Here is a 23,110-nt window from a genome sequence, read left to right on the forward strand (position 1 = left end):
CGAAACCCCCAACCAATCAAGGCGCAAAATTATAGATTAAATTTTGCGCCTTGTAAAATCCATCAATTAGGCCTGAGCTTCCAGAGAAGCTTGGTCTACGGCAACACCGGCACCCATGGTGGTGGAGATGCTGACTTTCTTGATGAAGATACCCTTGGCGGAAGAGGGTTTGCCCTTTTTCAGAGCAACCAGCAGCGCTTCCAAGTTTTCTTTCAGCTGAACTTCGTCGAAAGAGACCTTACCCAGAGTGGTATGGATGATACCATTCTTGTCATTGCGGTAACGAACCTGACCGGCTTTAGCATTCTTCACAGCTTCAGCAACGTTCGGGGTAACGGTACCCACTTTCGGGTTAGGCATCAGACCACGCGGGCCCAAGATCTGGCCCAGTTGACCAACAACGCGCATGGCATCCGGGGATGCGATCACGACGTCGAAGTTCATCTCGCCTTTCTTGACCAGCTCGGCCAGGTCATCCATACCAACCAGTTCAGCACCGGCAGCCTTGGCGGCTTCGGCGTTGGCACCCTGGGTGAACACGGCGACGCGAATGTCACGACCGGTACCGTGCGGCAGTACAGTAGCACCACGTACGTTTTGGTCGGATTTACGAGCATCGATACCCAGGTTGACAGCAACGTCAACGCTTTCAACGAACTTGGCGGTAGCCAGTTCTTTCAGCAGGGCAATGGCTTCGTTGATGGAGTACTCTTTGGTACCGTCAACTTTTTCGCGAATAACGCGCATACGCTTGGAAAGTTTTGCCATTGTCTTAATCCTCCACTACCAGGCCCATGGAACGAGCGGAGCCTGCGATGCAACGTACTTTTGCATCCAGATCGGCACCAGTCATATCCGGCTCTTTGGTCTTGGCGATTTCTTGCAGCTGGGCAACAGTCACCTTACCAACTTTGTCTTTGTTCGGCTTGGCGGAACCAGAAGTGATACCAGCGGCTTTCTTCAGCAGGAAGGAAGCAGGCGGAGTCTTGGTTTCGAAGGTGAAGGAACGGTCACTGTAAACGGTGATCACGACCGGAGTCGGTGAGCCTTTTTCCAGTTTTTCTGTACGAGCGTTAAACGCCTTACAGAATTCCATGATGTTAACACCGTGCTGACCCAGAGCAGGACCAACGGGAGGGCTGGGGTTAGCACTGCCAGCCTTAACTTGCAGCTTGATATAAGCTGTGACTTTCTTAGCCATTACAAAAATACCTCAAAAATGGGTTCTAACGCCTCGGAGACATGCTCCTGCAAACGGCTCCCCAACAAATAAAGGGGCAGCGAATTATAGAGATATTCGCTGCCCCTGACAACCGTTAAACGTACAGACTTTAATCAGCCTTTTTCGACCTGACCAAAATCCAGTTCTACCGGCGTTGAGCGACCGAAGATCAGTACCGAGACCTTCACGCGACTCTTCTCATAGTCCACCTCTTCAACGGTACCGTTGAAGTCGGCGAACGGACCATCGGCAACCCGCACCATTTCACCCGGTTCGAACAGGGTTTTCGGACGCGGCTTGTCGTGGGCATCTTGCAGACGATTGAGGATGGCATCAGCTTCTTTATCAGAGATAGGAGCCGGACGATCGGAGGTGCCACCGATGAAGCCCATCACACGCGGTACGTTACGTACCAGGTGCCAGGTGGTCTCATCCATCATCATCTGAACCAGGACATAGCCTGGGAAAAATTTGCGCTCACTCTTGCGCTTCTGGCCAGCACGCATCTCGACCACTTCTTCGGTCGGGACCAGCACTTCACCGAACAGCTCTTCCATGCCATGCATCTTGATATGTTCACGCAGGGATTTGGCAACCCGGCCTTCGTAGCCGGAAAATGCCTGCACGACATACCATCTCATACGTTGTTCACGTTGTTCAGTCATGGCTTTTCCTTACACACCGGTAATCAGGTTGACCAACCACACCAAGGCGCCGTCCAGAATGAACAGCAGCAGCCCCATCACGGCGGTCACCGCCAGCACAATCAGGGTTGTCTGAATGGCTTCCTGACGGGTCGGCCATACGACCTTGCGGACTTCCAGGCGTGACTCACGGGCAAATGCCAGTGTTGCCTTACCTTTGGTGGTTTGCAGGGCCACAGCACCCGCTGCGGCGATGACAACGACCACACCCAGGGCGCGAACGGCGGCAACAACGTCATGGAGCAGGTAGTTACCTACTACAGCCGCCGCCAAAATGATGAAAACCAGACCCCACAGAAGGGTATCCTTGCTTCCGCCCTGTCCCTCAGAACTAACACTCATACAACCCACCTGTATCTGACGTAACCAAAGACACAAAAGCCCCGTACGAGACGAGGTATATGGCAGGGGCGGCAGGACTCGAACCCGCAACCATCGGTTTTGGAGACCGCTGTTCTACCAATTCGAACTACGCCCCTACATAAGAAAGCCCCTATTATAGGGGCTTTGCTTTATTTATGTAAGCCAAGATTAAGCGATTACGCTAGCTACAACACCAGCACCTACGGTACGGCCACCTTCACGGATAGCGAAACGCAGGCCGTCGTCCATCGCGATCGGTGCAATCAGGGTAACAACCATTTTGATGTTGTCGCCTGGCATTACCATTTCCACGCCTTCCGGCAGTTCGATGGTACCGGTCACGTCGGTAGTACGGAAGTAGAACTGAGGACGGTAGCCCTTGAAGAACGGGGTATGACGACCACCTTCTTCTTTGGACAGGACGTACACTTCAGATTCGAACTTGGTGTGCGGCTTGATGGAACCCGGCTTGGCCAGAACCTGACCACGCTCTACGTCTTCACGCTTAACGCCACGCAGCAGGGCGCCAACGTTCTCACCGGCACGACCTTCGTCCAGCAGCTTGCGGAACATTTCAACACCGGTACAGGTGGTGGTCACGGTATCTTTGATACCGACGATTTCGACAGACTCACCAACTTTAACGATACCGCGCTCTACACGACCGGTAACTACGGTACCACGGCCAGCGATGGAGAAAACGTCTTCGATAGGCATCAGGAACGGCAGGTCGATTGCGCGCTCCGGCTCCGGGATGTAGGTATCCAGGTGGCCAGCCAGCTCGATGATCTTCTCTTCCCAAGCAGCGTCGCCTTCCAGTGCTTTCAGTGCGGAACCACGAACTACCGGCAGGTCATCACCCGGGAAGTCGTATTCGGTCAGCAGCTCACGCACTTCCATTTCGACCAGCTCGAGCAGCTCTTCGTCGTCGACCATGTCGCACTTGTTCATGAACACGATCATGTACGGGATACCAACCTGACGACCCAGCAGGATGTGCTCACGAGTCTGCGGCATCGGGCCGTCAGTCGCTGCAACTACCAGGATCGCGCCGTCCATCTGGGCAGCACCGGTGATCATGTTCTTAACGTAGTCGGCGTGACCCGGGCAATCTACGTGAGCGTAGTGGCGGGCAGCGGTGTCGTATTCTACGTGGGAGGTGTTGATGGTGATACCACGCTCACGCTCTTCCGGCGCCTTGTCGATCTGGTCGAAGGCGAAAGCTTTACCACCGAAGTGCTTGGCCAGCACGTTGGTGATGGCGGCGGTCAGGGTGGTTTTACCGTGGTCAACGTGGCCGATGGTACCCACGTTAACGTGCGGTTTATTACGCTCAAATTTTTCTTTAGACATGATCGTCCCTCTAAACTAACGCTGAGTACGCGGTGGCAAGCTAACCACAGAACAGTTTATATGATGGATTTGAATCAGGGGGAGTAGAGAGGATGGAGGCTGACAGGCAGGTTCGATTGCCGAACTCACCCTAGGGTGTGGCTCTCAGTATTACCTGAGCCATATCAGCATCTTGGAGCGGGCAGCGGGAATCGAACCCGCATCATCAGCTTGGAAGGCTGAGGTAATAGCCATTATACGATGCCCGCATTTCTCTCACCCAAAGAACTCAAACCGCGAGAAATATGGTGGAGGGAGAAGGATTCGAACCTTCGAAGGCAGAGCCGTCAGATTTACAGTCTGATCCCTTTGGCCGCTCGGGAACCCCTCCAGTGCACAAATGCCACAACGGTAATTCTGCTTGCACCCGTTGTTTTATCGCTTTTGCTGGGCAAATAGGCGACAGACATCTAAGCGTCGCGCATTTTATGGGAAGGATTTTGGGGATGCAACCATTGCACTCGGCAAAATGTGCATTATTGCCGGGAACTATGCAAAAAAGTGCTCCTTCCTCGTCCGAACCAACCGCGTCCCTTGTCGCTCCCGATCCCTTGGTGTATGGTCGCCCTGCCCAAGAAACAGTGATGACACCATGACGACAGAGCATAACCCCTATTTGCAATTCACCCGCGAACAATGGGCGTTATTGCGCGATGCGGTCCCCCTGACCCTGACCGAAACCGACCTGCACACCCTGCGCGGGATCAACGAGAAGGTGTCATTGCGGGAGGTAGAAGAGATCTATCTGCCCCTCTCCCGTCTGCTCAATCTCTACGTCAAGGCCAAGCAGCGCCGCAGTCGGGTGCTGGAACAATTCCTCGGCCAGTCCCGTGGCAAGGGCACCTACATCATCAGCATCGCCGGCAGCGTGGCGGGGGGCAAGAGCACCACGGCCCGCATCATGCAGGCGCTGCTTGAGCGCTGGCCCGAGCACCCAAGGGTGGAGCTGGTCACCACAGATGGCTTCCTCTATCCAAACAAGGAGCTGGAAGCACGCGGCCTGATGCGCCGCAAGGGTTTCCCGGAATCCTACGACATCCGCCACCTGGTGGAGTTCGTCACCAAGATCCGGGCCGGTCACGAGCGGGTCGAAGCCCCCGTCTACTCTCACCTCATCTACGACATCCTGCCCGATGAGAAGAAGGTGGTGGAGCAGCCTGACATCCTGATCCTGGAGGGGCTCAACGTGCTGCAAAGCGGCATGGATTACCCCCAGGAACCCCATCGCGTCTTCGTGTCAGACTTCGTCGACTTCTCCATCTATGTGGATGCCGATGCCGAGTTGCTGCGCAGCTGGTATGTGGAGCGCTTCCTCAAGTTCCGCAGCGGCGCCTTCTCGGATCCGGACTCCTACTTCCATCACTACGCCAAGCTGGCGGAGACGGAAGCGACCGAGATCGCCAACAACATCTGGCAGGATATCAACTACCTGAATCTGCAAGAGAACATCTTGCCGACCCGGGAACGCGCCAACCTGATCCTGACCAAGGGACAGGAACACGCCATCGAGCAGATCAAGCTGCGCAAGTGATGGCAGTGGCCGGGGGAAACGAACAGAGGGGGCCATGGGCCCCCTCTGTTATTGGTGTCATCTCTGGCTCCGGGTTCAGTCGCCCCGGCGCAGGGAGATCTCTCCCCCCAGATAGAGCTTAACACCCTCCTCCGTCTCCAGCCGCAGGGCGCCGCGATCGTCGATGCCACGGGCGATGCCGCGGATCACCTGCTCCCCCATCAGCAACTTCACCGGCTGACCGGCGAAATAATCGAGCCGGTTCCAGCTATCGACGAAGCTGGCGAGGCCATTCTGTTCGAAGGTGATCATGGCTTGCTGCAGGTGCAAGAGCACGCAGGCCGCCAACTGGTTGCGATCCACCAGTTCGGGCTGGACGTGGCGCAGCTCTGACCAGGCCTGATCGATCTTCTCCCCCTGCCGCTGTGGCATCGCCAGATTGAGGCCGATGCCGATCACCAGATGACAGCTGGCGCCGGCGCTGCCGCTCATCTCCACCAGGATGCCGGCCAGCTTGCGGCCCTGATAGTAGAGATCGTTCGGCCATTTCAGCTCGACACCCGGATACCCCAGGGATTCCAGCGCCTCCACCACGGCCACGCCGACCGCCAGACTCAGCCCCATGGCTGCCGCCATGCCCTGCTCGAGGCGCCAGTACATGCTCAGGATCAACTGGCAACCGAAGGGGGAGACCCAGGGCTTGCCGCGCCGGCCCCGCCCTGCGGTCTGGCACTCGGCCAGACAACTCTCGCCGGAGCGCAGCTGATTGACCCGCTCCAGCAGATGCTGGTTGGTGGAGTCGATCACCGAGAAGCAGTGCACCGGCGCCATGGGGGCCAGGGCCTGCAACTGCGCCTCGTCGTAGAGCGCCATGGGCACCGCCAGCCGGTAACCCTTGCCGGTCAGGCTGAACAGGTCCAGCCCCAGATCCTTGAGGGCCGCCATGTGTTTGCTCACCGCGGCGCGACTGATGCCAAGCTGTTCGCCGAGCTGCTCGCCGGAGTGGAACTGACCGTCGCTGAGCAAGCCGATCAGCGTCTGCCTGATGGGAGTGAGTGTCATGCCAGCACCTCGTCGAGCCAGGTCTCACCGGTGAGCCCCATGAAACGCACCTCGTGCTCAAGCACGACTCCAAATTTCTGTTCCACGCTGTCACGCACGTGGGCGGCCAGGGCGATCAGCTCCATGGCGCTCGCCCCGCCGAGGTTGACCAGCACCAGCGCCTGCTCCTGATGCACGGCGGCGCGGCCGATGGCAAAGCCCTTGAGGCCGCATTGATCGATGAGCCAACCCGCTGCCAGCTTGGCCTGCCCCTCCCCGGCCGGATACAGCGGCATCTGCGGATGGCGCACCTTGAGTTCCTCCGCCAGCGCCATGGGCACCAGGGGATTCTTGAAGAAGCTGCCGGCGTTGCCAAGCACAGCGGGATCCGGCAGCTTGGCCATGCGGGTCTCGCAGACGGTATCGAAGATGGCCTGAGCACTCGGCATCTCCCCCAGTGCGGCAAGGGGGCCATAAGCCGCCACCGGCTGCCAGGCCTTGGGCAGACGCAGACCGACGGCGGTGATGAAGTGGGAATCCTGACAGGCGTGCTTGAAGATGCTGTCACGATAGCCGAACTGGCAATCGGCGGCCGCGATGCGCTCCAGCTCCCCCGTCTGCCAGTTGAACGCCTCCACGTAGGCGCAGAAGCGGGCCAGCTCGACCCCGTAAGCGCCGATGTTTTGCACCGGGGCGGCGCCGACGGTGCCCGGGATCAACGCCAGATTCTCCAGCCCATGCCAGCCCTGCTGCAGGGCATGGCACACCAGCTGATGCCACCCTTCCCCGGCGGCCACGTGCAGCAACCAGTGATCTCCCTCATCCTGCATCGAGATGCCTTGCAGACGGTTCTGCACCACCAGACCGGCGAAGTCATTGCAGAACAGGATGTTGCTCCCACCGCCCAGCACCAGGCGCGGCAAGGCCGCCAGTTCGGGGTTGGCCAGCAGTTGCCTGAGATCATCCAACTGGGTCACTTCGGCCAGCCAGAGGCAATGCGCCTCGAGGCCCAGGGTGTTGAGGGCCGCCAAGGGGGCGTGGGGGGTGAGTTTCATCTGCGTGTCCCGACAAGAGCAAGGGGGGCAGTTTACCCCAGATCCTCCGGGACGAAAAACCCGGGTACTTCTCGGACTCATTTCGCTGGAGTAGAGTAACTCCTTCAGTCCGTTGAGGAAGTACCAATGAACAACCAATTTGCCGTCATCGGCCTCGGCCTGTTTGGCAGCGCCCTGTGCGAGGAGTTGCAACGACAGGATGCCGAGGTGCTGGCCATCGACATCGATGAGGTCAAGACCCGCCAGATCGCGACCCTGTGCAATCACGTCATCGTCGCCGATGCCACCGATGAGGCCACGGTCGCCGAGCTGGGCCTCGCGAATTTCGACATCGTCTTCGTGGCCATCGGCGACAACCTGGAGACCAGCATACTCACCACGCTGGTGCTGAAGGAGGCGGGGGTGAAGAAGGTATGGGTCAAGGCCCGTGACAAGTTCCACGCCAAGATTTTGCAGAAGGTGGGTGCCGACAAGGTGATCAACCCGGAGTGGGACATGGGGCGCCGGGTCGCCCAGAGCATGCTGGACAACCGGCTGTTCGACTACCTAGAGCTGGGCCACGACATGGTGCTGACCGAGTTCGTCATCGGCCTGCAGCAAAACAGCCGCACCCTCGGCGATCTGCACCTGCTGCAACAGAGCGACTTCCAGCTGCTGGCCATCAAGCGCGGCGAGGTGCTGCACAACGTCCTGACCGGCAAGATGGAGCTGCAGCTCGGTGACATCCTGATCCTGGCCGGCAACAAGCACGCCATCGACCACTGGCTCGACACCCTATGATCCACTGGCGCAGCAACTACGCCTTCGCCTTGCACCGGGATAACAGCTCCCGCTGGAGCGAGGCCAAGCTGATCCTGGGCAGCTTTCTCATCATCCTGATGATAGGCACCCTGTTTCTGGTGCAGCCCTCCAGTCACAACGGCGAAGTCACCTTCATCAACGCCCTCTTTACCGCCACCTCCGCCATCAGCGTGACCGGTCTCGGGGTGGTGGATACTGGCACCGCCTTCACCCTGCAGGGGCAGATCATATTGCTGATGCTGATGGAAATTGGCGGCCTCGGCCAGATGACCATGACGCTGCTGCTCATCGCCATGTTCAGCAAGCGAGTCGGTCTGCGCCAACAGGTGCTGGCCAAGGAGGCGCTGGGGCAGGAGGGTTCGGTCAACATCATCCAGCTGGTCAAACGCATAGTGCTGTTCGCCCTCATCGCACAGCTCATCGGCACCGCCATCATGGCCATTCGCTGGGTGCCGGAGATGGGCTGGCACCACGGCCTCTACGTCAGCTTCTTCCACGCGGTGTCGGCCTTCAACAACGCCGGCTTCTCGTTGTTTGCCAACAACCTCATGGACTACAGAGACGATCCCATCATCAGCCTGACCATACCGGCCCTGCTGATCCTCGGCGGGATCGGCTTCACCGTCATCGTCGATCTGGTGCGCAACCGCCGCTGGCGCAAGCTCAAACTGCACAGCAAGCTGATGCTGCTGATGACGCCGGCCCTGCTGCTGCTGGGCACCCTGATGTTCTGGCTGCTGGAGCACAACAATCCGGGCACCTTCGGCAAGGCAGGCATGGGCGGCCAATGGCTGGCGGCCTTCTTCCAGTCCGCCACGGCGCGCACCGCGGGCTTCAACACGGTCGACATAGGCCAGATGGTGCCCGCCTCCCTGCTGTTCATGATGATGCTGATGTTCATCGGGGCCGGCGCGACCTCCACGGGGGGCGGCATCAAGGTGACTACCTTCGCCGTGGTGTTGCTGGCGACCAAGGCCTTCCTGACCAAGCGGCCCCATGTCACCGCCTTCGGCCGCACCCTCTCCCCCCAGATAGTGACCCGATCGCTGGCCATCATCATCGTCAGCACCATGGTGCTGATGCTCGCCATGTTTCTGCTGACCCTGACGGAGTCGGTGTCCCTGGACAAGATCATGTTCGAGACCATCTCGGCCTTCGCCACCGTGGGGCTCACCACCGGCATCACCCCCGGCTTGAGCTCCCCTGGCAAGTTCATCCTGGTGCTGGTGATGATCTGTGGCCGTCTCGGCCCCCTCACCCTGGCGCTGATGCTGGCCAGACCGAGCGAGACCCGCATTCGCTACCCGGAAGAGGGAGTCTACACTGGTTAATTCACTGCTTTAGATCGTAATTTCGATACAAAAGAGGGGCGAAAGCCCCTCTTTTTATATCACGACATCGGTCTCGGAACGACTCAGGCCGCCTTGGTGCGGGTGGTGCGCTTGCCCGTGCTCTTGCGGGGGCTGGCCCCGGTGCTGGCACTCGCCCCGCTCTTGCTTCCCTTGCGGGTGAAGCGACGCTTGGCGGCCCCTTCCGGTGCCTTGGGCAGGGCGCTGAAGCTGGCGCCGGAATCCTGCCTCGCCCCCTCGATCAGGCCGTGCAACTGCTCGGTGAGCGGCCCCATGAACTGCTGGTAGCTGGCGTGGCGCTCGGCGATCTTGCCGAGGTGCTGCTCCCAGAGCGCCGTCATGTCCGGCGTGGTGGCGCTGGGGGGCAGCGCCAGGATCAGTGCCCGCCCGGTGGGGGTGGCCTTGATGCTCTTGCCCTGGCGCACCAGGAAGCGGCGCTTGAACAGCAGATCTATGATGCCGGCCCGGGTCGCCTCGGTGCCGAGCCCATCGGTCTCCCGCAGGGTCTTGCGGATCTCGGGATCCTGCACGTAGCGGGCGATGCCGGTCATGGCGGCCAGCAGGGTGGCATCGGTAAACGCCTTGGGGGCCTGGGTCATCTTCTCCAGCAACTCGCCCCGCTCGCACAAGAGCCTCTCCCCCTGCCGCAGGGCGGGCAGGGTGCCGGCCTTCTCCTCGTCGTCATCTTCCTCGACCCCGAGCAGCGCCTTCCAGCCTGCCTTGAGGATGCGTCTGGCCTTGGCCTGGAACAGGCCACCGGCGATGCGCAGCAGCACCTTGCTGTCGTTGTACTCGAACGGCGGATAGAACTGCAGCAGGTATTGGCGGGCGACGAGGCCGTAGATCTTGCTCTCCTCGGCGGACAGGCTGGCCTCGTTGCCCCGCTTCTCGGTGGGGATGATGGCGTGGTGGGCGTCCACCTTGCTGTCGTTCCAGGCCTTGCTGCGCAGCTTGCCGTCCGCCTCGCTCACCGCCTTGGCCAACGCAGGAGCCGTGGCGGCGATGGCCTCACGCACTTGGGGAGCCCGGCTGAAGTGATCACTCGGCAGGTGGCGGCTGTCGGATCTGGGATAGGTGATGAGCTTGTGGCGCTCGTAGAGCCCCTGGCAGATGTCCAGCACCCGCTTGGCATCCATGCCGAAGCGCTTGGCCGCATCGATCTGCAGGCTGGAGAGGTTGTAGGGCAGCGGCGCCGTCTGCTTGCGGGCCTGCTCCTCCACCTCCTCCACCAGGGCATCCTGACCCTGAATGCGCTCCACCACCTTGGCGGCCAGCGCCCGGTTCAGCACCCGTCCCTCCTCATCCTGCCAGGGGGCGCAGGCCTCGGACGGCAGCCACTTGGCGCTGAAACGCTCGTTGCCCTGGGTCACCACCTGGGCCAGCACCTCGAAGAAGGGTTTGGGCACGAAGGCGTCAATCTCCAGATCCCGCCGCACCACCAGCCCCAGCAGCGGGGTCTGTACCCGACCGACCGACAGCAACTCGCTGCAGCCGCCCTTGCGACCCAGCAGGGTATAGGCGCGGGTCATGTTAATGCCGTAAAGCCAGTCGGCGCGACTGCGGGCCAGGGCCGACACCGCCAGCGGTACGAACTCCTTGTTGTCGCGCAGCTTGTCGAGGGCACGGCGCACCGCGGGCGGGTTGAGATCGCTGATGAGGCAGCGCTGGACGGGCTTGGTCTTGGGGTAGCCGAGAAAATCGATCACCTCGTCCACCAGCAGTTGGCCCTCCCGGTCCGGGTCACCGGCGTTGACCACGCAGTCGGCCTGCTTGATCAGCCGCTTGATGGCACTGAGCTGGGGCTTGGTCTTGGGCTTGGCCACCAGCTGCCACTGGCTCGGCACTATGGGCAAGGATTCCATGCGCCACTGCTTGTAGGCGGCATCATAGGCATCGGGCTCAGCCTGCTCCAGCAGGTGACCGATGCACCAGGTCACCACGTCCCCCCCTGCGGTCTCGATGAAGCCATCCCCCTTCTTGTGGGGCTTGGGCAGGGCATCGGCGATGGCGCGGCCCAGGCTGGGTTTCTCGGCGATAAAGAGTCGCATGGCTGGCATACCTGAATACTGTATATGCGAACAGTATACATTGCGCCCTCTCCAAACCCCAAACCCGGCGTTGGCCACGGCCCTTGGTGAAAGAGAGGCGCCACTGCCCGGTTGGCCCCTGCCTACGGCCCAGGCCCTGGAGGGCTTGAACACCCCAATTTCTGCCATGGAGCAGGCGCTTGATTTGGTAAAAATTCAAAATAAAAACAAATTTCGAAATTTAAATCTTACAAATAAACAATTTCAAAATAAAAACCATGACCGAGGTCAACCCCTCAAATATCATGACTACTACTATATTGGTAATACTCGATTCATAGGGAACTGCCGCCATGCTTGGAAAAATGTTGAGAAAGTCCTGGTTCTGGCTCCTGCTGCTCGGAGCCCTGCTGGGGGTGGCGGCGCTGGGGGTCACTGTCACCGTGTTGCACAAGACCAGCTCCACCGAGTTCTGCGTCTCCTGCCACAGCATGCAGACACCGCTCGCCGAGTATCAGGGCAGCGTGCACTTCCAAAACGTGAAGGGGATCCGCGCCGAGTGCGCCGACTGCCATATCCCCAATGATCCCGCCTCCTACCTGTGGACCAAGATCCGCGCCGTGAAGGATATCTACCACGAGGCCCTCGGCACCCTGGACACACCCGAGAAATACGAGGCGCACAAGCTGCGGATGGCCCAGACCGTCTGGGATCAGCTCAAGGCCAACGATTCGGCCACCTGCCGCAGCTGCCACAGCTACGACGCCATGGACATCCTGGCCCAGCGCCCGAACGCCCGTGCCGAGCACCCGGTCGCCATCAAGGAGGGTCAGACCTGCATCGACTGCCACCGTGGGGTCGCCCACATCATGCCGGACATGAGTGAGCTGGCCGCCGCTGGTGCCAGCGAACTGGCGGCAGCCGCCGCCCAGACCCCGGCCAGCGTCACCACCCGCTATGCCATCGCCACCACCCCCCTGTTCCTCGACGCCAAGGCCACCACGGACGAAGGCACCCTGATGCCGTCCACCCAAGTCGAGATCCTGGCCAACGACAACGGCCGTGCCCAAGTGCGGATCCAAGGCTGGCAACAGGACGGGGTGAGCGAGGTGTTCTATGCCGCGCCCGGCAAGCGGATCCTGAGCGTGTTGGTCGGCGACGCCGCCAGGCAGGCGCTGGTCACAAGCAAGAGCGAGACCGACGCCGCCACCAATCTGACCTGGCATCAGGTCCAGCTGACCGCCTGGGTAGACCAGGCCCAGCTCATCGGCGATCAGGGCAAACTGTGGCAATACGCCTCCACCCTGATGTCCAACAACTGTACCGGCTGCCACGGCCTGACCGCGCTGGATCATTTCAATGCCAACCAGTGGATCGGCGTCATCAAGGGCATGGAATCACGCACCTCTCTCACCCCGGAGCAGGCCCGCATGCTGACCCAATACGTGCAGAAAAACGCCAGCGACATGAGCGCGGCCCACTGAGGCTGGAACAGAGGAATTTCCTATGACTTTTTTCAATGACCAAGAGACCAATCTGTCCCGCCGCAGCCTGCTCAAGGGGTTGGGCGCCTGCGCCGCCCTGCCGCTGCTGGCTGGCATCTTCCCGAAAAATGCCCTGGCCCAGGCCATCAGCACGGCGCTTGAGCAGTTCCCCACCCTGGTGCCGGCCCAGAAGGGCATTCTCACCGGCGCGCACTGGGGAGCCTTCGAAGCCATAGTCGCCGATGGCCGCATGGTCCGGGTGCAACCGGTCGCCGATGATCCGGCGCCGAACGATCTCATCGACATGGCGCCCTTCCAGGTCCACGCCAAGAACCGCATCAAGTACCCCATGGTGCGCAAGAGCTGGCTGGAGCATGGCCCCGGTGCCAGCCCCGAGCTGCGCGGTGCAGACGAATGGGTGCGGGTGAGCTGGGACAAGGCCATCGCCCTGGTCGCCGGCGAGATCAAGCGGGTACAGGGCGACTTCGGCCCCCAAGCCATCCATGCCGGCTCCTACGGCTGGAAGAGTGTCGGCATGTTCCACAACAGCCGCACCCTGCTGCATCGGCTGATGAACCTCGCCGGTGGCTTCACCGGCTACGCCGGGGATTACTCCACCGGGGCGGCCCAGGTGATCATGTCCCATGTGATGGGCTCCATCGAGGTGTACGAGCAGCAGACCGCCTGGCCAAACGTGGTGGAAAACGCCGAATTGGTGGTGCTCTGGGGGGTCAACGCCCAGGTGACCCTGAAGAACAGCTGGAACATGCCGGACCACGAGGGTCAGGCCGGTTTCAAGGCGCTGAAGGGGAAGGGCACCCGCATCATCAGCATCGATCCCGTCTACAACGAAACCGCCAAGCTGGCGGGGGCCGAGTGGATTGCCCCTAACGCCTACACGGACGTGGCCATGATGCTGGGGGTGGCCCACACCCTCTATAGCGAGAAGAAGCACGATCAGGCCTTCCTCGATCGCTACACGGTCGGCTTCGACAAGTTCCTCGCCTACCTGCTCGGCAAGGATGACGGTCAGCCGAAGAGCGCCGAGTGGGCGGCCGCCATCAGTGGCGTCGAGGCGCCGGTGATCCGCCAGCTGGCCCTCGACATGGCGTCCAAGCGCACCATGATCATGGCGGGCTGGGGCATGCAGCGGCAGCACCACGGCGAGCAGCCGAACTGGATGCTGATCACCCTCGCCTCCATGCTGGGGCAGATCGGCCTGCCAGGGGGTGGCTATGGTTTTAGCTACCACTACTCCTCCGGCGGCAGCCCGACCGCCAAGGGCGGCATACTGGCTGGCATCTCGGCGGGCAACGCGCCGCAAAACAGCCCGGCCCCCATCCCGGTGGCCCGCATCGCCGATTGCCTCGCCAACCCCGGCAAGATCATCGACTTCAACGGTCGCAAGCTGACCTACCCGGACGTCAAACTGGTCTACGTGGCGGGTGGCAACCCCTTCCACCACCATCAGGACACCAACAACCTGCTGGAGGCCTGGCGCAAGCCGCAGACGGTGATAGTGCACGAGCCCTACTGGACCGCCACCGCCAAGCACGCCGACATAGTGCTGCCGGTAACCACCAGCTACGAGCGCAACGATCTGGAGATGGGAGGCGACTACTCCCAGCGTTACGTCTTCCCCATGCACCAGTGCGTGCCGCCCCAGCACGAGTCGCGCAACGACTTCGACATCTTCAGCGCCGTCGCCGACAAGCTCGGCCTGCAGGAGGCCTATACCGAGGGCAAGGACGAAATACTCTGGCTCAAGCAGATGTATGACGGCATGGCCGCCCAGGCCCGGGGCGCCAAGGTGGCGCTGCCGCCGTTCAACATGTTCTGGGAGTCCAACAACTACATCCGCTTCCCTATCCCGGAGGCGAACCGCCAGTGGATCCGTCACGCCGATTTTCGCGAGAACCCGCTGCTCAATCCCCTCGGCACCCCGTCCGGCAAGATAGAGATCTTCTCCAACACGGTGGCGGGCATGAACTATGCCGACTGCGCCGGTCATGCCAAATGGTTTGAGCCCAAGGAGTGGATCAAGGGGGAGCAGGCGAGCCGCTATCCGCTGTCCCTGAACACCTCCCACCCGACCCAGCGGTTGCACTCCCAGCTGGATAACACGCCGCTGCGGGACAAGTTCGCCGTCGCCGATCGGGAGGCCATCCTGATCCACCCGGACGACGCCAAGGCCCGGGGCATAGTGGAAGGTGACTTGGTGCGCGCCTTCAACGAGCGCGGCCAGATCCTGGTGGGCGCCCTGATATCGAAGGACATTCGCCCCGGGGTGGTGCGCGTCTGCGAGGGAGCCTGGTTCGATCCGGCCAAGCCCGGTGAGGTCGGCTCCATCTGCAAGAACGGCAACATCAACTGCCTGACCTTCGACGAGGGATCCTCCAGCCTGGCGCAAGGCAACTGCGGCCACATGGCCCAGCTGCAGATCGAGAAGTACAGCGGCCCCGAGCTGCTCAACACCGCCCATGCCGTTCCCGCCAACGCTTGAGTGAGCGGTTGACCAACAAAAACGGCGCCATTTTGGCGCCGTTTTTTTATTTATCACTGTTGTGGAGGTCCGGGAGCCGTTCAGCAGCCCTTCGTTTCACCATATAGTTCGCTAGTATCTAGCAAAATACATGTCATTCATCGATTAAAAATCGCCTTCGACCATATATTCTTCCGCACATTCCACCAGCTGCGGCCAGAGATCCTCCGGCACCCAGGCTTCGGGATCGTCCTCGTCGCCATCGTATTGGGTCCAGAAGAAGGCACGCAGCCCGCTGGCGAAGTCGTCGCTGATCTCCGCCAGCTCGGACAGCGGCCCCAGCCAGGCGATGCGGCGCAGGCCGGAAGCGAGATCGTTGATGGCATCCATCAGACCGCGATCATCCTGGCTCTGCTCCACCAGCAGGGTGAAGCGCTCGCGCGCGCTCTCGGTCTGATCCTCATCCAGCTCACCTGCGTCGGCCAGCAGCTCGACGAAGTCTTCCAGCAAGAATTCGATCAAGGATGCCCTGTCCTCGAACCACTGGAGCTGGGCGCCCTTGGTGCCCAGCACCGAGGCATCGAATGAATCATCGAGATGGCACAGTGCCCATGGATCGTCAGTCATTGCTACCCTTCCTACCACTTGAAATAAGGACCATATATTAAGCCTAGCTCTCGACCCATGCCACCTTGGGCAACGACAAAGGGCAAGACAGCCCGGCATGTAGCCTGTCGCATGATGAGACGGCGTTGCTAGCTCTCCACCCTGGCCACCTTGGGCAACGACAAAGAAGCGGCAAGACCGCCCAGCTCGGCTCGTCCCATGATGAGACTGCCTCTGTAGGCTTCCGCCAGGTCTGACACTATGTTGAGACCCAGGCCCGAGCCCGGCACCTTCTCGTCGAGCCGTACTCCGCGCAGCACCGCCTTGGCGATCTGATCCTCGCTCATGCCGGGGCCGTCATCCTCGATGCGCAGGGTGATCCAGCCCCCCAGCTCGGCGCTGGAGATGCGAATTTGAAGGCGAGACCACTTGAAGGCGTTCTCCAACAGGTTGCCCACCATCTCGTCGAAGTCCTGCTCCTCCACCCCGACCGCCAGGTTGGCCGGCACCTGCAGGTCCACCTCCTTGCCCGGATAGAGGCGGGAGAAGGCGCGGCAGATGTATTCCACCCGCGCCCGCACAGGCGTCGAAACCCCCAGGATCTTGGCGGCCCCTGTCACCCTGGCCTTGCCGAGGTGATAATCGATGTGGCGCTGGATCTGGTCGAGCTGCTCGCCGATGGCGGCCTGATCCTCGGGTGGCAACTGGGTCACCTGATTGCGCATGATGCTGAGCGGCGTCTTGAGGGCATGGGCCAGGTTGCCGGTGTGGGAGCGGGCCCGCTGCAGCAGCTCGCCGTAGTGGTGCAACAGGCGGTTGATGTCCTCCACCAGGGGCTGGATCTCCAGCGGGTAGCGCAGCCGGAATCCCTCCTGGTGGCCCTGATGCACCCGGCCGAGCTCACGGCGCAGCAGATGGAGCGGACGCAGGCCATAGATGATCTGGAACATGAAGCCGAGCACCAGGCCGGTGGCGGCAAAGCCGAGCCCCAGGAACAGGCTGATGCGGGTCTTCTTCAGGGTCTGGGTCAGGACTGTGCTGTCCTTGGCCATCGCCAGGGTAAACACCCGATCCGACCCCGGCAGCAGCACTGTGCGGGTCATGATCAGCAGCGGCTCCTTGTTGGGGCCCTTGCCGACGAAGAGATCCGGGTCACCGAAGGCCGACTTCAGGCCGTGAGTATTCAGATGGGCATCCCACAGGGAGCGCGAGCGGCTGATCACCTCCCCTCCCAGCTCCAGCTGCCAGTAGTAGCCGGAGTAGGGCTGGAGGTAACGGGGATCCGCCATGGGCTCGGTGGCCAGGGGCAGGCCGTTGGGCTGGATCTCGAGACGAGAGAGCAGATCGTAGAGCTGCAACCGCAGGCTATCGGCTTCTGCCTCCTGCCAGTAGTTGCGCATCATGGTCTGCAGGCTGAAGCCGGTGGCGAACAGGAACAGGCCGCACCAGACCAGTGCTATGACCACCAGCCGGCCGCGCAGGGTACGTACCAGTCTCATGGCATCAGCCCAGGTACAAGGTCAAGCCAGAGTCCGCGCCACACCAGTGTCATTCGTTTATCCTGTACCCGAGGCCGCGCACCGTCTCGATCAGATCGGCGTGGGTCTTCTTGCGGATCCGGCCGATGAACACCTCCACCGTGTTGGAATCGCGGTCGAAATCCTGAGCATAGATATGGTCGATGAGCTCGCTGCGGGACACCACCTTGCCCCTGTGCTGCATCAGGTAGCCCAGCACCCGAAACTCGTGGGCGGTGAGCTTGATGGGGGTGCCCTCGTACCAGACCTGGGAGGCCGCCATGTCGAGCCGCACCCCGCCGATCTCGAGGATCGAGCTGGCGTTGCCCGCGGCGCGGCGCACCAGGGCATGAACCCGGGCCACCAGCTCGGCGACCTGGAACGGCTTGGTGAGATAGTCGTCGGCGCCGGCGTTGAGCCCCTCTATCTTCTCGTGCAGCTGACCACGGGCGGTCAGCACCAGCACAGGAGTGTCGATACCCTTGCTGCGCCACTCTTTGAGCACGCTCAGACCATCCCTGCCCGGCAGGCCGAGATCCAGGATGATGGCGTCATAGGGTTCGGTCTCACCGAGGAAGCCGGCTTCGTTGCCATCGTGGCAGAGATCGGTCACGAAACCGGACAGGCGCAGTTGTTCTGCCAACTGGCCCGCCAGGGTCTTCTCGTCTTCAACTATCAGAATGCGCATGGTTTTTATCCAAAATGAGGGCTGTTTTTATCGGCTTTCCTGGCTCAAGGCCAAGCTGCCGACACAGATCCTGAGTCATCGCCCGGCGGACGGGCGTGAGAACCGTTCGGGCTCACTCTTCTTCCGGTGGCGGAGGAGATTCGAACAAGCGCTCCAGATGATGCCCTTTTAGCCACACCATCTCCAGGTTGTCGGCGCGGTAGCCCACCTTGATCACGCTGTTCTCGCTGTCGATGAGCTTGAGCTCATACAACCAGACGCCATCTTCCTCTCCCAGATCGACACGCAGCACGCGCACCGGCAGATGGGAAGCCACCTCCATCAGCTCATGAAAAGGTCTGATCCGCCCCTCGCTGACAGCCTGCTGCAGCAAGGCCTCGTTCGGCTGGGCTGCCTGCGCCAGCAACGGCAGCAGCAGTCCACACAGGGGCAGCGCTCTATTCATGGATGATTCATCTCTCAAAACCTAACATAATGCCGTTTATAGTGTGCCAGCCATGAATCCGGAATGAATATGATCCCACGCAGTATCCTGCTGATCCTTTGTCTCTTTTCCACTTTTGGCTGGGCGGCACAGACGCGCCTCGACATGCCGGGGCTGATCAAGATGCTGCTGGCACAAGGGTATCACGACATTCGGGAAGTCGAGCTGGAAGGCGACAGATTCGAGGTCAGCACCCTGAATGCCAAGGAGCAGAAGGTGCGGCTCAGCGTCGATGCCTACACCGGCGAGATCACCCAGCAGAAAGAGGCCGATTAGGCCTCTTTTTTGTTATGTGCGATCCACGCCGGTGAGCGGGGGACAGGCCTCTCTCAGGCGCTGGCGTTTCTGCTGCCACTGTCGCCAGGGCCGCAACAGCTTGTCGCGCCGCGGCACCAACAAGGCGCAGGCCAGCAGCAGATAGATGAGCGGCTCCTGCCAGCCGCTCTTGACCGACCACCAGTAGTGGATCGGCACCAGCAGGGCCACGGCGTAGATCCAGTTGTGCAGCCTCTGCCAGCTCGGGCCCATGGCCCGCAGCAGGGCCGGGATCGAGGTCAGACTCAGCGCCGTCAACAGCAGCAGCGCTACCGCCCCCACCACTATGTAGTTGCGCTTCACCAGCTCGCCGCCGATCAAGCGCCAGTCGAACTGCAAATCCAGCCCCAGCCACACCATGAAGTGCAAGCCCGCCCAAGCCGCGCACCAGAGCCCGAGGGGACGGCGCAGCTTGATGAGCTGCCCCTGCCGCCAGCGCTTGGCGAGCGGCGACACCAGCAGGGTCAGCAGCAGCAGGTGCAGAGCGCCCTTGCCGAGGTAGTGGGTCAGCCCCTGTATCGGATCCCCCCCCAGCAGACCCGCCGGCACCGCATAGCCCAGCCAGAGCAGGAATCCCAGAGAGCCCAGGTGTACCAGCGCACGCAGCATGCCGATGTGGCGATTGGTCAGTCTCAGTGCCATGAGTTCGATTTCCTCTTTAAGTCCGCTTTTAAGAGCCTGTTCACGATCTGTCGCGAGAGGTCGTCAACAAGGTAAAGAGCAGCGCAGGAACCGGAGTGTGTAAATACACATGAGATTTCGAGCAGCACATGAGCCTTGATCACGACCTCGCAGTAAGAGCGTGCACAGGTTCTCAATACCACTTGCGCAAATCCATGCCCTGATAGAGGGACGCCACCTCGTCACCGTAGCCGTTGAACAGCAGGGTGGGCTGGCGCTTGGCGCCGAAGATGCCGCCCTCGCCGATGAAGCGCTCGCTGGCCTGGCTCCAGCGCGGGTGATCCACCTGCGGATTGACGTTGGCATAGAAGCCATATTCATTCGGTGCCAGCAGATTCCAGGTCGTCGGTGGCATCTCCTCCACCAGCCGGATGGAGACGATGCTCTTGATGCTCTTGAAGCCGTACTTCCAGGGCACCACCAGCCTGATGGGCGCCCCGTTCTGGGCCGGCAGCGTCTTGCCGTAGAGCCCCATCGCCAGGAAGGAGAGCGGGTGCATCGCCTCGTCCATGCGCAGCCCTTCCACATAGGGATAATCGATGCCGCCCCCGAGGTTGCTGGAGGCCTGCCCCGGCAACTGCTCGGGATCGTAGAGCGTCTCGAAGGCCACGAACTTGGCGCGACTGGTGGGTTCGGCGCGACGGATGAGATCGGCCAGGGCGATGCCGCTCCAGGGCAGCACCATGGACCAGGCCTCCACGCAGCGCAGCCGGTAGATCCGCTCCTCCAGCTCGCTCTTGTTGATGAGATCCCACACATCCAGGGTGAAGGGCTTGGCCACCTCCCCCTCCACTTTGAGCGTCCAGGGCTCGGGCTTGAGGTAGTGGGCATTGCGAGCCGGATCCCCCTTGTCGGTGCCGAGCTCATAGAAGTTGTTGTGGGTGGTCGCCTTCTCCAACGGGGTGAGGGTCACTCCCTCCGGCCGGGCGGCGGCCTTGTAGTGAAGCGCCTTGGTGGCGGGGGCCGGGGCGGCTTTCTCATCGGAGAAGAGATCCAGCAGGCTGGCCTGGGCCGGGAAGGCCAGGCTGGCGGCGCCGGCACCCAGCCCAAGGCCAAGCCCCTTGAGGATGAGGCGGCGATCCTGATAGACGGCTTCCGGGGTGACATCCCGCTCGGTGGGGTGATGGGGGGTAGAACGCTTGATCAACATGAAGAAACTCCCGGGGCTGTGAGGCAACATTCATAAGACCGGCCCCGGTGAGGTTTTATTTCACGGCTTACATCATCTGGTAGAGAGGCAGCGCCTTGGCCATGGTTCCAACCAGGAACAACAGGATGAACACCAGCAGAGGAACGATCACATTTGGCACCATCAGACTCACTCCATGAGCAGGACAGGGCCTCTAACTATGGTGCAGGGTCCAAGACGCCACCATGAATTTTTTTCGCGAGCGCAAGCGTATTCCCGAGTTGAAAAGAGTGACCAAGATCACACACAATCCGGCCCCTGCTTGCCGCCCCTTCGCCGAAGGGTAGGCTGCCTCCTTTTCCAAATTCAACCACGAGAGTCATGTCATGAGCCCATTGATCGCCATCGCCATCACGACCGGGATCCTCTCCGCCGTCTGGGGTGGATTGGCAGCCGCCCTCGGCCTCATCTCCTGGGTCGGCTTCCTCGGTTGCACCAGCTACTTCGCCTCGAGCGGCGGCTACAAGGCGCTGCTGCAGACCCTGCTGTGCAATGCGAGCGGCATGCTGTGGGCACTGGTGCTGATCCACGGGGAAAACTGGTGGGGTGCCGGCATGGCGGGCTATCTGATGACGGGAGCGGTGGCGACCCTGATGTGCGCCCAGGCCAAGCAGCGGTGGCTCGGCTACATCCCCGGCACCTTCGCCGGTTGCTGTGCCACCTTCGGGGCGGCCGGCGAGTGGCGGCTGATCCTGCCTTCCCTAGTGATCGGCGCTCTGTTCGGCTACCTGATGAAGGCGAGCGGCCTCTGGCTCTCCCGCAAGACCCAGGCCACCACGGGTGTCACCGACCCCGCCTGATCCTTGATGCGAATACTCTGTTGCTGAATAGCAAAACGCCCTGACCACTGTGGTCAGGGCGTTTTCTGTTTGCCCTTCAGATCAGTTCTTCAGCTTGAAGTTCGCCGCCTCTATGCCGTGCCGGTTCAACAGCTTGTAGAAGTCGGTGCGGTTGCGTCCCGCCATGTTCGCCGCCAGGGTCACGTTCCCCTCGGTGGTGCGCAGCAGCCGGATCAGATACTCCTTCTCGAACTCGGCGCGCGCCTCGTTGAACGAGGGGATGCCGCCGACACCGCCGCTCAGCGCCGACTCCACCATGGCGGCGCCGATCACCGGGCTGCAGCAGAGGCTGGCAAGCTGCTCCACCACCCCGCAGAGCTGGCGCACGTTGCCGGGCCAGGCCGCGGCCGCCAGCAGGGCCAGTGCCTCCGGCGAGAAGCCGAGGGCGGCGCAGTTGTCATGGCGGCTACGATAGTCGTCGAGGGCCTGGCGAGCGAGCAGCGGTATGTCCTCGCTGCGGGCGCTCAAGGGAGGTAGGGTGATATTCGCCACGTTGAGGCGGTAGAAGAGATCCTCCCGAAAACGCCCCTCCTCCATGGCCGTCACCAGATCCTGATGGCTGGAGCTGATGACCCTGACCTCGGCGGTGCCCTGACCGTACTCCGCCAGCACCTGCAGCAACTTGGCCTGCAGCGACTCCGACAGATTGCCTATCTCGTCCAGGAAGAGGGTGGCCCCCTTCGCCTCGGCGAACAGGCCCGACTGTCCATCCTCCCCAAACAGCTGCAAGTCCAGCACCGGCCAGGGCAGGGCGGCGCAGTTGATGGTGTGCAGCGGCTTGTCCCGCCGGTTGCTGGCCTGGTGCAAGGCCTGGGCCATCACCCCTTTCCCCGAGCCGGAGGGGCCCAGGATCAAGACAGGTACCTCCATGGTGGCGATGTTGCTCGCCTGGATCAGCAGCTGCTCCATCTGCGGATTGCGGGTCAGGATGAGGGACTGCCACTCCTGCTGCTGTTTGGGGCGGGTCAGGCTCAGGGCATGTTCTATGGTGACCAGCAGCTCATCCTTGTCGATGGGCTTGGTGAGAAAGCTGAATACCCCGGAGCGGGTCGCCTGGATGGCATCCGGGATGGTGCCATGAGCAGTCATGATGATGACCGGCATGCCAAGCCACTGGGCCTGGATCCGCTCGAACAGTTCCAGCCCGTCCATGCCCCCCATGCGCAGATCGCTGAGCACCAGATCGGCCCGCTGCTGGCGCAGCCTGTCCAGCGCCCCTTCGGCGCTATCGGCGGTGTCCACCTCGTAGCCCTGACTGCGCAGGCGCATGCTCATCAGTTTGAGCAGGCTGGCATCATCATCGACCAGCAGGATGCGACTCATGCTTGTACTCCTTCCTCGCCCAAGGCGGTATTGGCGGC

At 61.4% G+C, this 23,110-nt stretch carries 22 protein-coding genes and 3 tRNA genes; 7 read left to right on the plus strand and 18 right to left on the minus strand.

What is annotated here, in order from left to right:
• Positions 1 to 66 precede the first annotated feature (66 nt).
• The 8 genes from rplA to BN1124_RS18795 all read right to left on the minus strand — a co-directional run bounded on the left by rplA (position 67) and on the right by BN1124_RS18795 (position 4,012).
• On the minus strand, positions 67 to 768 hold the full coding sequence (gene rplA / locus BN1124_RS18760; RefSeq protein WP_033130102.1) for a 50S ribosomal protein L1: 702 nt from the start codon (positions 766 to 768) through the stop codon (positions 67 to 69).
• Between the two features lie 4 nt (positions 769 to 772).
• Positions 773 to 1,201 carry a 50S ribosomal protein L11 gene (rplK, locus tag BN1124_RS18765; protein ID WP_042644444.1) on the minus strand — a complete coding sequence of 143 codons (429 nt, stop codon included), beginning with the start codon at positions 1,199 to 1,201 and terminating at the stop codon, positions 773 to 775.
• 134 nt (positions 1,202 to 1,335) lie between these two features.
• Positions 1,336 to 1,887 (minus strand): transcription termination/antitermination protein NusG, encoded by a 552-nt coding sequence (nusG, locus tag BN1124_RS18770; protein ID WP_005323644.1) that lies wholly within the window; start codon positions 1,885 to 1,887, stop codon positions 1,336 to 1,338.
• Positions 1,888 to 1,896: 9 nt separating this feature from the next.
• On the minus strand, positions 1,897 to 2,268 hold the full coding sequence (gene secE / locus BN1124_RS18775; protein WP_033130104.1) for a preprotein translocase subunit SecE: 372 nt from the start codon (positions 2,266 to 2,268) through the stop codon (positions 1,897 to 1,899).
• A 60-nt stretch (positions 2,269 to 2,328) separates the two neighbouring features.
• Positions 2,329 to 2,405 (minus strand) — tRNA-Trp (locus tag BN1124_RS18780).
• Between the two features lie 52 nt (positions 2,406 to 2,457).
• Complete coding sequence (gene tuf, locus BN1124_RS18785) at positions 2,458 to 3,642, minus strand: elongation factor Tu (protein ID WP_042644447.1); 1,185 nt, start codon at positions 3,640 to 3,642, stop codon at positions 2,458 to 2,460.
• A 173-nt stretch (positions 3,643 to 3,815) separates the two neighbouring features.
• Positions 3,816 to 3,890 (minus strand) — tRNA-Gly (locus tag BN1124_RS18790).
• 37 nt (positions 3,891 to 3,927) lie between these two features.
• Positions 3,928 to 4,012: transfer RNA gene (locus BN1124_RS18795), tRNA-Tyr, on the minus strand.
• A gap of 261 nt (positions 4,013 to 4,273) precedes the next feature.
• Between BN1124_RS18795 and coaA the strand changes: the two genes are divergently transcribed.
• Positions 4,274 to 5,212 carry a type I pantothenate kinase gene (coaA, locus tag BN1124_RS18800; protein WP_033131263.1) on the plus strand — a complete coding sequence of 313 codons (939 nt, stop codon included), beginning with the start codon at positions 4,274 to 4,276 and terminating at the stop codon, positions 5,210 to 5,212.
• A gap of 75 nt (positions 5,213 to 5,287) precedes the next feature.
• Here coaA and birA read toward each other — a convergent pair whose 3' ends face one another.
• Both birA and murB read right to left on the minus strand, forming a co-directional pair.
• Positions 5,288 to 6,253: a bifunctional biotin--[acetyl-CoA-carboxylase] ligase/biotin operon repressor BirA gene (birA, locus tag BN1124_RS18805; protein WP_042644449.1), complete on the minus strand. Its 966-nt coding sequence runs from the start codon at positions 6,251 to 6,253 to the stop codon at positions 5,288 to 5,290.
• Entirely contained in the window at positions 6,250 to 7,287 is a 1,038-nt protein-coding gene (gene murB / locus BN1124_RS18810; protein WP_042644451.1) for a UDP-N-acetylmuramate dehydrogenase, read from the minus strand. The genes birA and murB overlap by 4 nt, the downstream gene beginning before the upstream one ends.
• A gap of 126 nt (positions 7,288 to 7,413) precedes the next feature.
• Between murB and BN1124_RS18815 the strand changes: the two genes are divergently transcribed.
• Entirely contained in the window at positions 7,414 to 8,067 is a 654-nt protein-coding gene (locus BN1124_RS18815; protein WP_042644453.1) for a potassium channel family protein, read from the plus strand.
• Positions 8,064 to 9,419: a TrkH family potassium uptake protein gene (locus BN1124_RS18820; RefSeq protein WP_042644455.1), complete on the plus strand. Its 1,356-nt coding sequence runs from the start codon at positions 8,064 to 8,066 to the stop codon at positions 9,417 to 9,419. Before BN1124_RS18815 ends, BN1124_RS18820 begins: the two co-directional genes overlap by 4 nt.
• Positions 9,420 to 9,502: 83 nt before the next feature.
• On the opposite strand, the gene BN1124_RS18825 is transcribed toward BN1124_RS18820, so the two are convergent.
• Positions 9,503 to 11,485, minus strand: coding sequence for a DNA topoisomerase III (locus BN1124_RS18825; RefSeq protein ID WP_042644457.1), 1,983 nt, complete (start codon positions 11,483 to 11,485; stop codon positions 9,503 to 9,505).
• Positions 11,486 to 11,817: 332 nt separating this feature from the next.
• Between BN1124_RS18825 and BN1124_RS18830 the strand changes: the two genes are divergently transcribed.
• Both BN1124_RS18830 and torA read left to right on the plus strand, forming a co-directional pair.
• A complete protein-coding gene (locus tag BN1124_RS18830; protein WP_042644459.1) occupies positions 11,818 to 12,948 on the plus strand; it encodes a NapC/NirT family cytochrome c in 1,131 nt (376 codons plus the stop codon).
• 22 nt (positions 12,949 to 12,970) lie between these two features.
• Positions 12,971 to 15,451: a trimethylamine-N-oxide reductase TorA gene (gene torA, locus BN1124_RS18835; protein ID WP_042644462.1), complete on the plus strand. Its 2,481-nt coding sequence runs from the start codon at positions 12,971 to 12,973 to the stop codon at positions 15,449 to 15,451.
• 144 nt (positions 15,452 to 15,595) lie between these two features.
• Here the strand turns inward: torA and BN1124_RS18840 are convergent, their stop codons facing one another.
• From BN1124_RS18840 to BN1124_RS18855, 4 genes are all read right to left on the minus strand, one after another.
• Entirely contained in the window at positions 15,596 to 16,057 is a 462-nt protein-coding gene (locus tag BN1124_RS18840; protein WP_042644464.1) for a hypothetical protein, read from the minus strand.
• A gap of 128 nt (positions 16,058 to 16,185) precedes the next feature.
• A complete protein-coding gene (locus BN1124_RS18845; RefSeq protein WP_042644466.1) occupies positions 16,186 to 17,535 on the minus strand; it encodes a sensor histidine kinase in 1,350 nt (449 codons plus the stop codon).
• A gap of 49 nt (positions 17,536 to 17,584) precedes the next feature.
• Entirely contained in the window at positions 17,585 to 18,241 is a 657-nt protein-coding gene (locus BN1124_RS18850) for an AHA_4052 family stress response regulator transcription factor (protein ID WP_005306366.1), read from the minus strand.
• Between the two features lie 112 nt (positions 18,242 to 18,353).
• On the minus strand, positions 18,354 to 18,686 hold the full coding sequence (locus BN1124_RS18855; RefSeq protein WP_033131253.1) for a PepSY domain-containing protein: 333 nt from the start codon (positions 18,684 to 18,686) through the stop codon (positions 18,354 to 18,356).
• Positions 18,687 to 18,749: 63 nt separating this feature from the next.
• Between BN1124_RS18855 and BN1124_RS18860 the strand changes: the two genes are divergently transcribed.
• The gene (locus tag BN1124_RS18860) at positions 18,750 to 19,001 is read left to right on the plus strand and encodes a PepSY domain-containing protein (RefSeq protein WP_033131252.1); all 252 of its coding nucleotides are present in this window, start codon (positions 18,750 to 18,752) and stop codon (positions 18,999 to 19,001) included.
• A gap of 12 nt (positions 19,002 to 19,013) precedes the next feature.
• Here the strand turns inward: BN1124_RS18860 and msrQ are convergent, their stop codons facing one another.
• Together msrQ and msrP are read right to left on the minus strand one after the other, a co-directional pair.
• Complete coding sequence (gene msrQ, locus BN1124_RS18865) at positions 19,014 to 19,682, minus strand: protein-methionine-sulfoxide reductase heme-binding subunit MsrQ (protein ID WP_042644469.1); 669 nt, start codon at positions 19,680 to 19,682, stop codon at positions 19,014 to 19,016.
• Positions 19,683 to 19,854: 172 nt separating this feature from the next.
• Entirely contained in the window at positions 19,855 to 20,871 is a 1,017-nt protein-coding gene (msrP, locus tag BN1124_RS18870; RefSeq protein WP_042644471.1) for a protein-methionine-sulfoxide reductase catalytic subunit MsrP, read from the minus strand.
• Between the two features lie 365 nt (positions 20,872 to 21,236).
• Here msrP and BN1124_RS18875 point away from each other — a divergent pair, with 365 nt between their 5' ends.
• Positions 21,237 to 21,710 carry a DUF1097 domain-containing protein gene (locus BN1124_RS18875; protein ID WP_042644473.1) on the plus strand — a complete coding sequence of 158 codons (474 nt, stop codon included), beginning with the start codon at positions 21,237 to 21,239 and terminating at the stop codon, positions 21,708 to 21,710.
• Positions 21,711 to 21,791: 81 nt separating this feature from the next.
• Here the strand turns inward: BN1124_RS18875 and BN1124_RS18880 are convergent, their stop codons facing one another.
• Positions 21,792 to 23,072: a sigma 54-interacting transcriptional regulator gene (locus BN1124_RS18880; RefSeq protein ID WP_042644475.1), complete on the minus strand. Its 1,281-nt coding sequence runs from the start codon at positions 23,070 to 23,072 to the stop codon at positions 21,792 to 21,794.
• Positions 23,073 to 23,110: the final 38 nt, after the last annotated feature.

The sequence above is a fragment of the Aeromonas eucrenophila genome (assembly GCF_000819865.1).
Lineage (GTDB): Bacteria > Pseudomonadota > Gammaproteobacteria > Enterobacterales > Aeromonadaceae > Aeromonas > Aeromonas eucrenophila.

Coding starts and splice junctions, on each gene's coding strand:
- BN1124_RS18860 (WP_033131252.1), top strand. CDS start 18,750: ATGAATATGATCCCACGCAGTATCCTGCTGATCCTTTGTCTCTTTTCC.
- BN1124_RS18825 (WP_042644457.1), bottom strand. CDS start 11,485: ATGCGACTCTTTATCGCCGAGAAACCCAGCCTGGGCCGCGCCATCGCC.
- BN1124_RS18855 (WP_033131253.1), bottom strand. CDS start 18,686: ATGAATAGAGCGCTGCCCCTGTGTGGACTGCTGCTGCCGTTGCTGGCG.
- secE (WP_033130104.1), bottom strand. CDS start 2,268: ATGAGTGTTAGTTCTGAGGGACAGGGCGGAAGCAAGGATACCCTTCTG.
- murB (WP_042644451.1), bottom strand. CDS start 7,287: ATGAAACTCACCCCCCACGCCCCCTTGGCGGCCCTCAACACCCTGGGC.
- BN1124_RS18875 (WP_042644473.1), top strand. CDS start 21,237: ATGAGCCCATTGATCGCCATCGCCATCACGACCGGGATCCTCTCCGCC.
- tuf (WP_042644447.1), bottom strand. CDS start 3,642: ATGTCTAAAGAAAAATTTGAGCGTAATAAACCGCACGTTAACGTGGGT.
- BN1124_RS18845 (WP_042644466.1), bottom strand. CDS start 17,535: ATGAGACTGGTACGTACCCTGCGCGGCCGGCTGGTGGTCATAGCACTG.
- nusG (WP_005323644.1), bottom strand. CDS start 1,887: ATGACTGAACAACGTGAACAACGTATGAGATGGTATGTCGTGCAGGCA.
- BN1124_RS18815 (WP_042644453.1), top strand. CDS start 7,414: ATGAACAACCAATTTGCCGTCATCGGCCTCGGCCTGTTTGGCAGCGCC.
- birA (WP_042644449.1), bottom strand. CDS start 6,253: ATGACACTCACTCCCATCAGGCAGACGCTGATCGGCTTGCTCAGCGAC.
- msrP (WP_042644471.1), bottom strand. CDS start 20,871: ATGTTGATCAAGCGTTCTACCCCCCATCACCCCACCGAGCGGGATGTC.
- BN1124_RS18830 (WP_042644459.1), top strand. CDS start 11,818: ATGCTTGGAAAAATGTTGAGAAAGTCCTGGTTCTGGCTCCTGCTGCTC.
- BN1124_RS18850 (WP_005306366.1), bottom strand. CDS start 18,241: ATGCGCATTCTGATAGTTGAAGACGAGAAGACCCTGGCGGGCCAGTTG.
- BN1124_RS18840 (WP_042644464.1), bottom strand. CDS start 16,057: ATGACTGACGATCCATGGGCACTGTGCCATCTCGATGATTCATTCGAT.
- msrQ (WP_042644469.1), bottom strand. CDS start 19,682: ATGGCACTGAGACTGACCAATCGCCACATCGGCATGCTGCGTGCGCTG.
- torA (WP_042644462.1), top strand. CDS start 12,971: ATGACTTTTTTCAATGACCAAGAGACCAATCTGTCCCGCCGCAGCCTG.
- coaA (WP_033131263.1), top strand. CDS start 4,274: ATGACGACAGAGCATAACCCCTATTTGCAATTCACCCGCGAACAATGG.
- BN1124_RS18880 (WP_042644475.1), bottom strand. CDS start 23,072: ATGAGTCGCATCCTGCTGGTCGATGATGATGCCAGCCTGCTCAAACTG.
- rplA (WP_033130102.1), bottom strand. CDS start 768: ATGGCAAAACTTTCCAAGCGTATGCGCGTTATTCGCGAAAAAGTTGAC.
- BN1124_RS18820 (WP_042644455.1), top strand. CDS start 8,064: ATGATCCACTGGCGCAGCAACTACGCCTTCGCCTTGCACCGGGATAAC.
- rplK (WP_042644444.1), bottom strand. CDS start 1,201: ATGGCTAAGAAAGTCACAGCTTATATCAAGCTGCAAGTTAAGGCTGGC.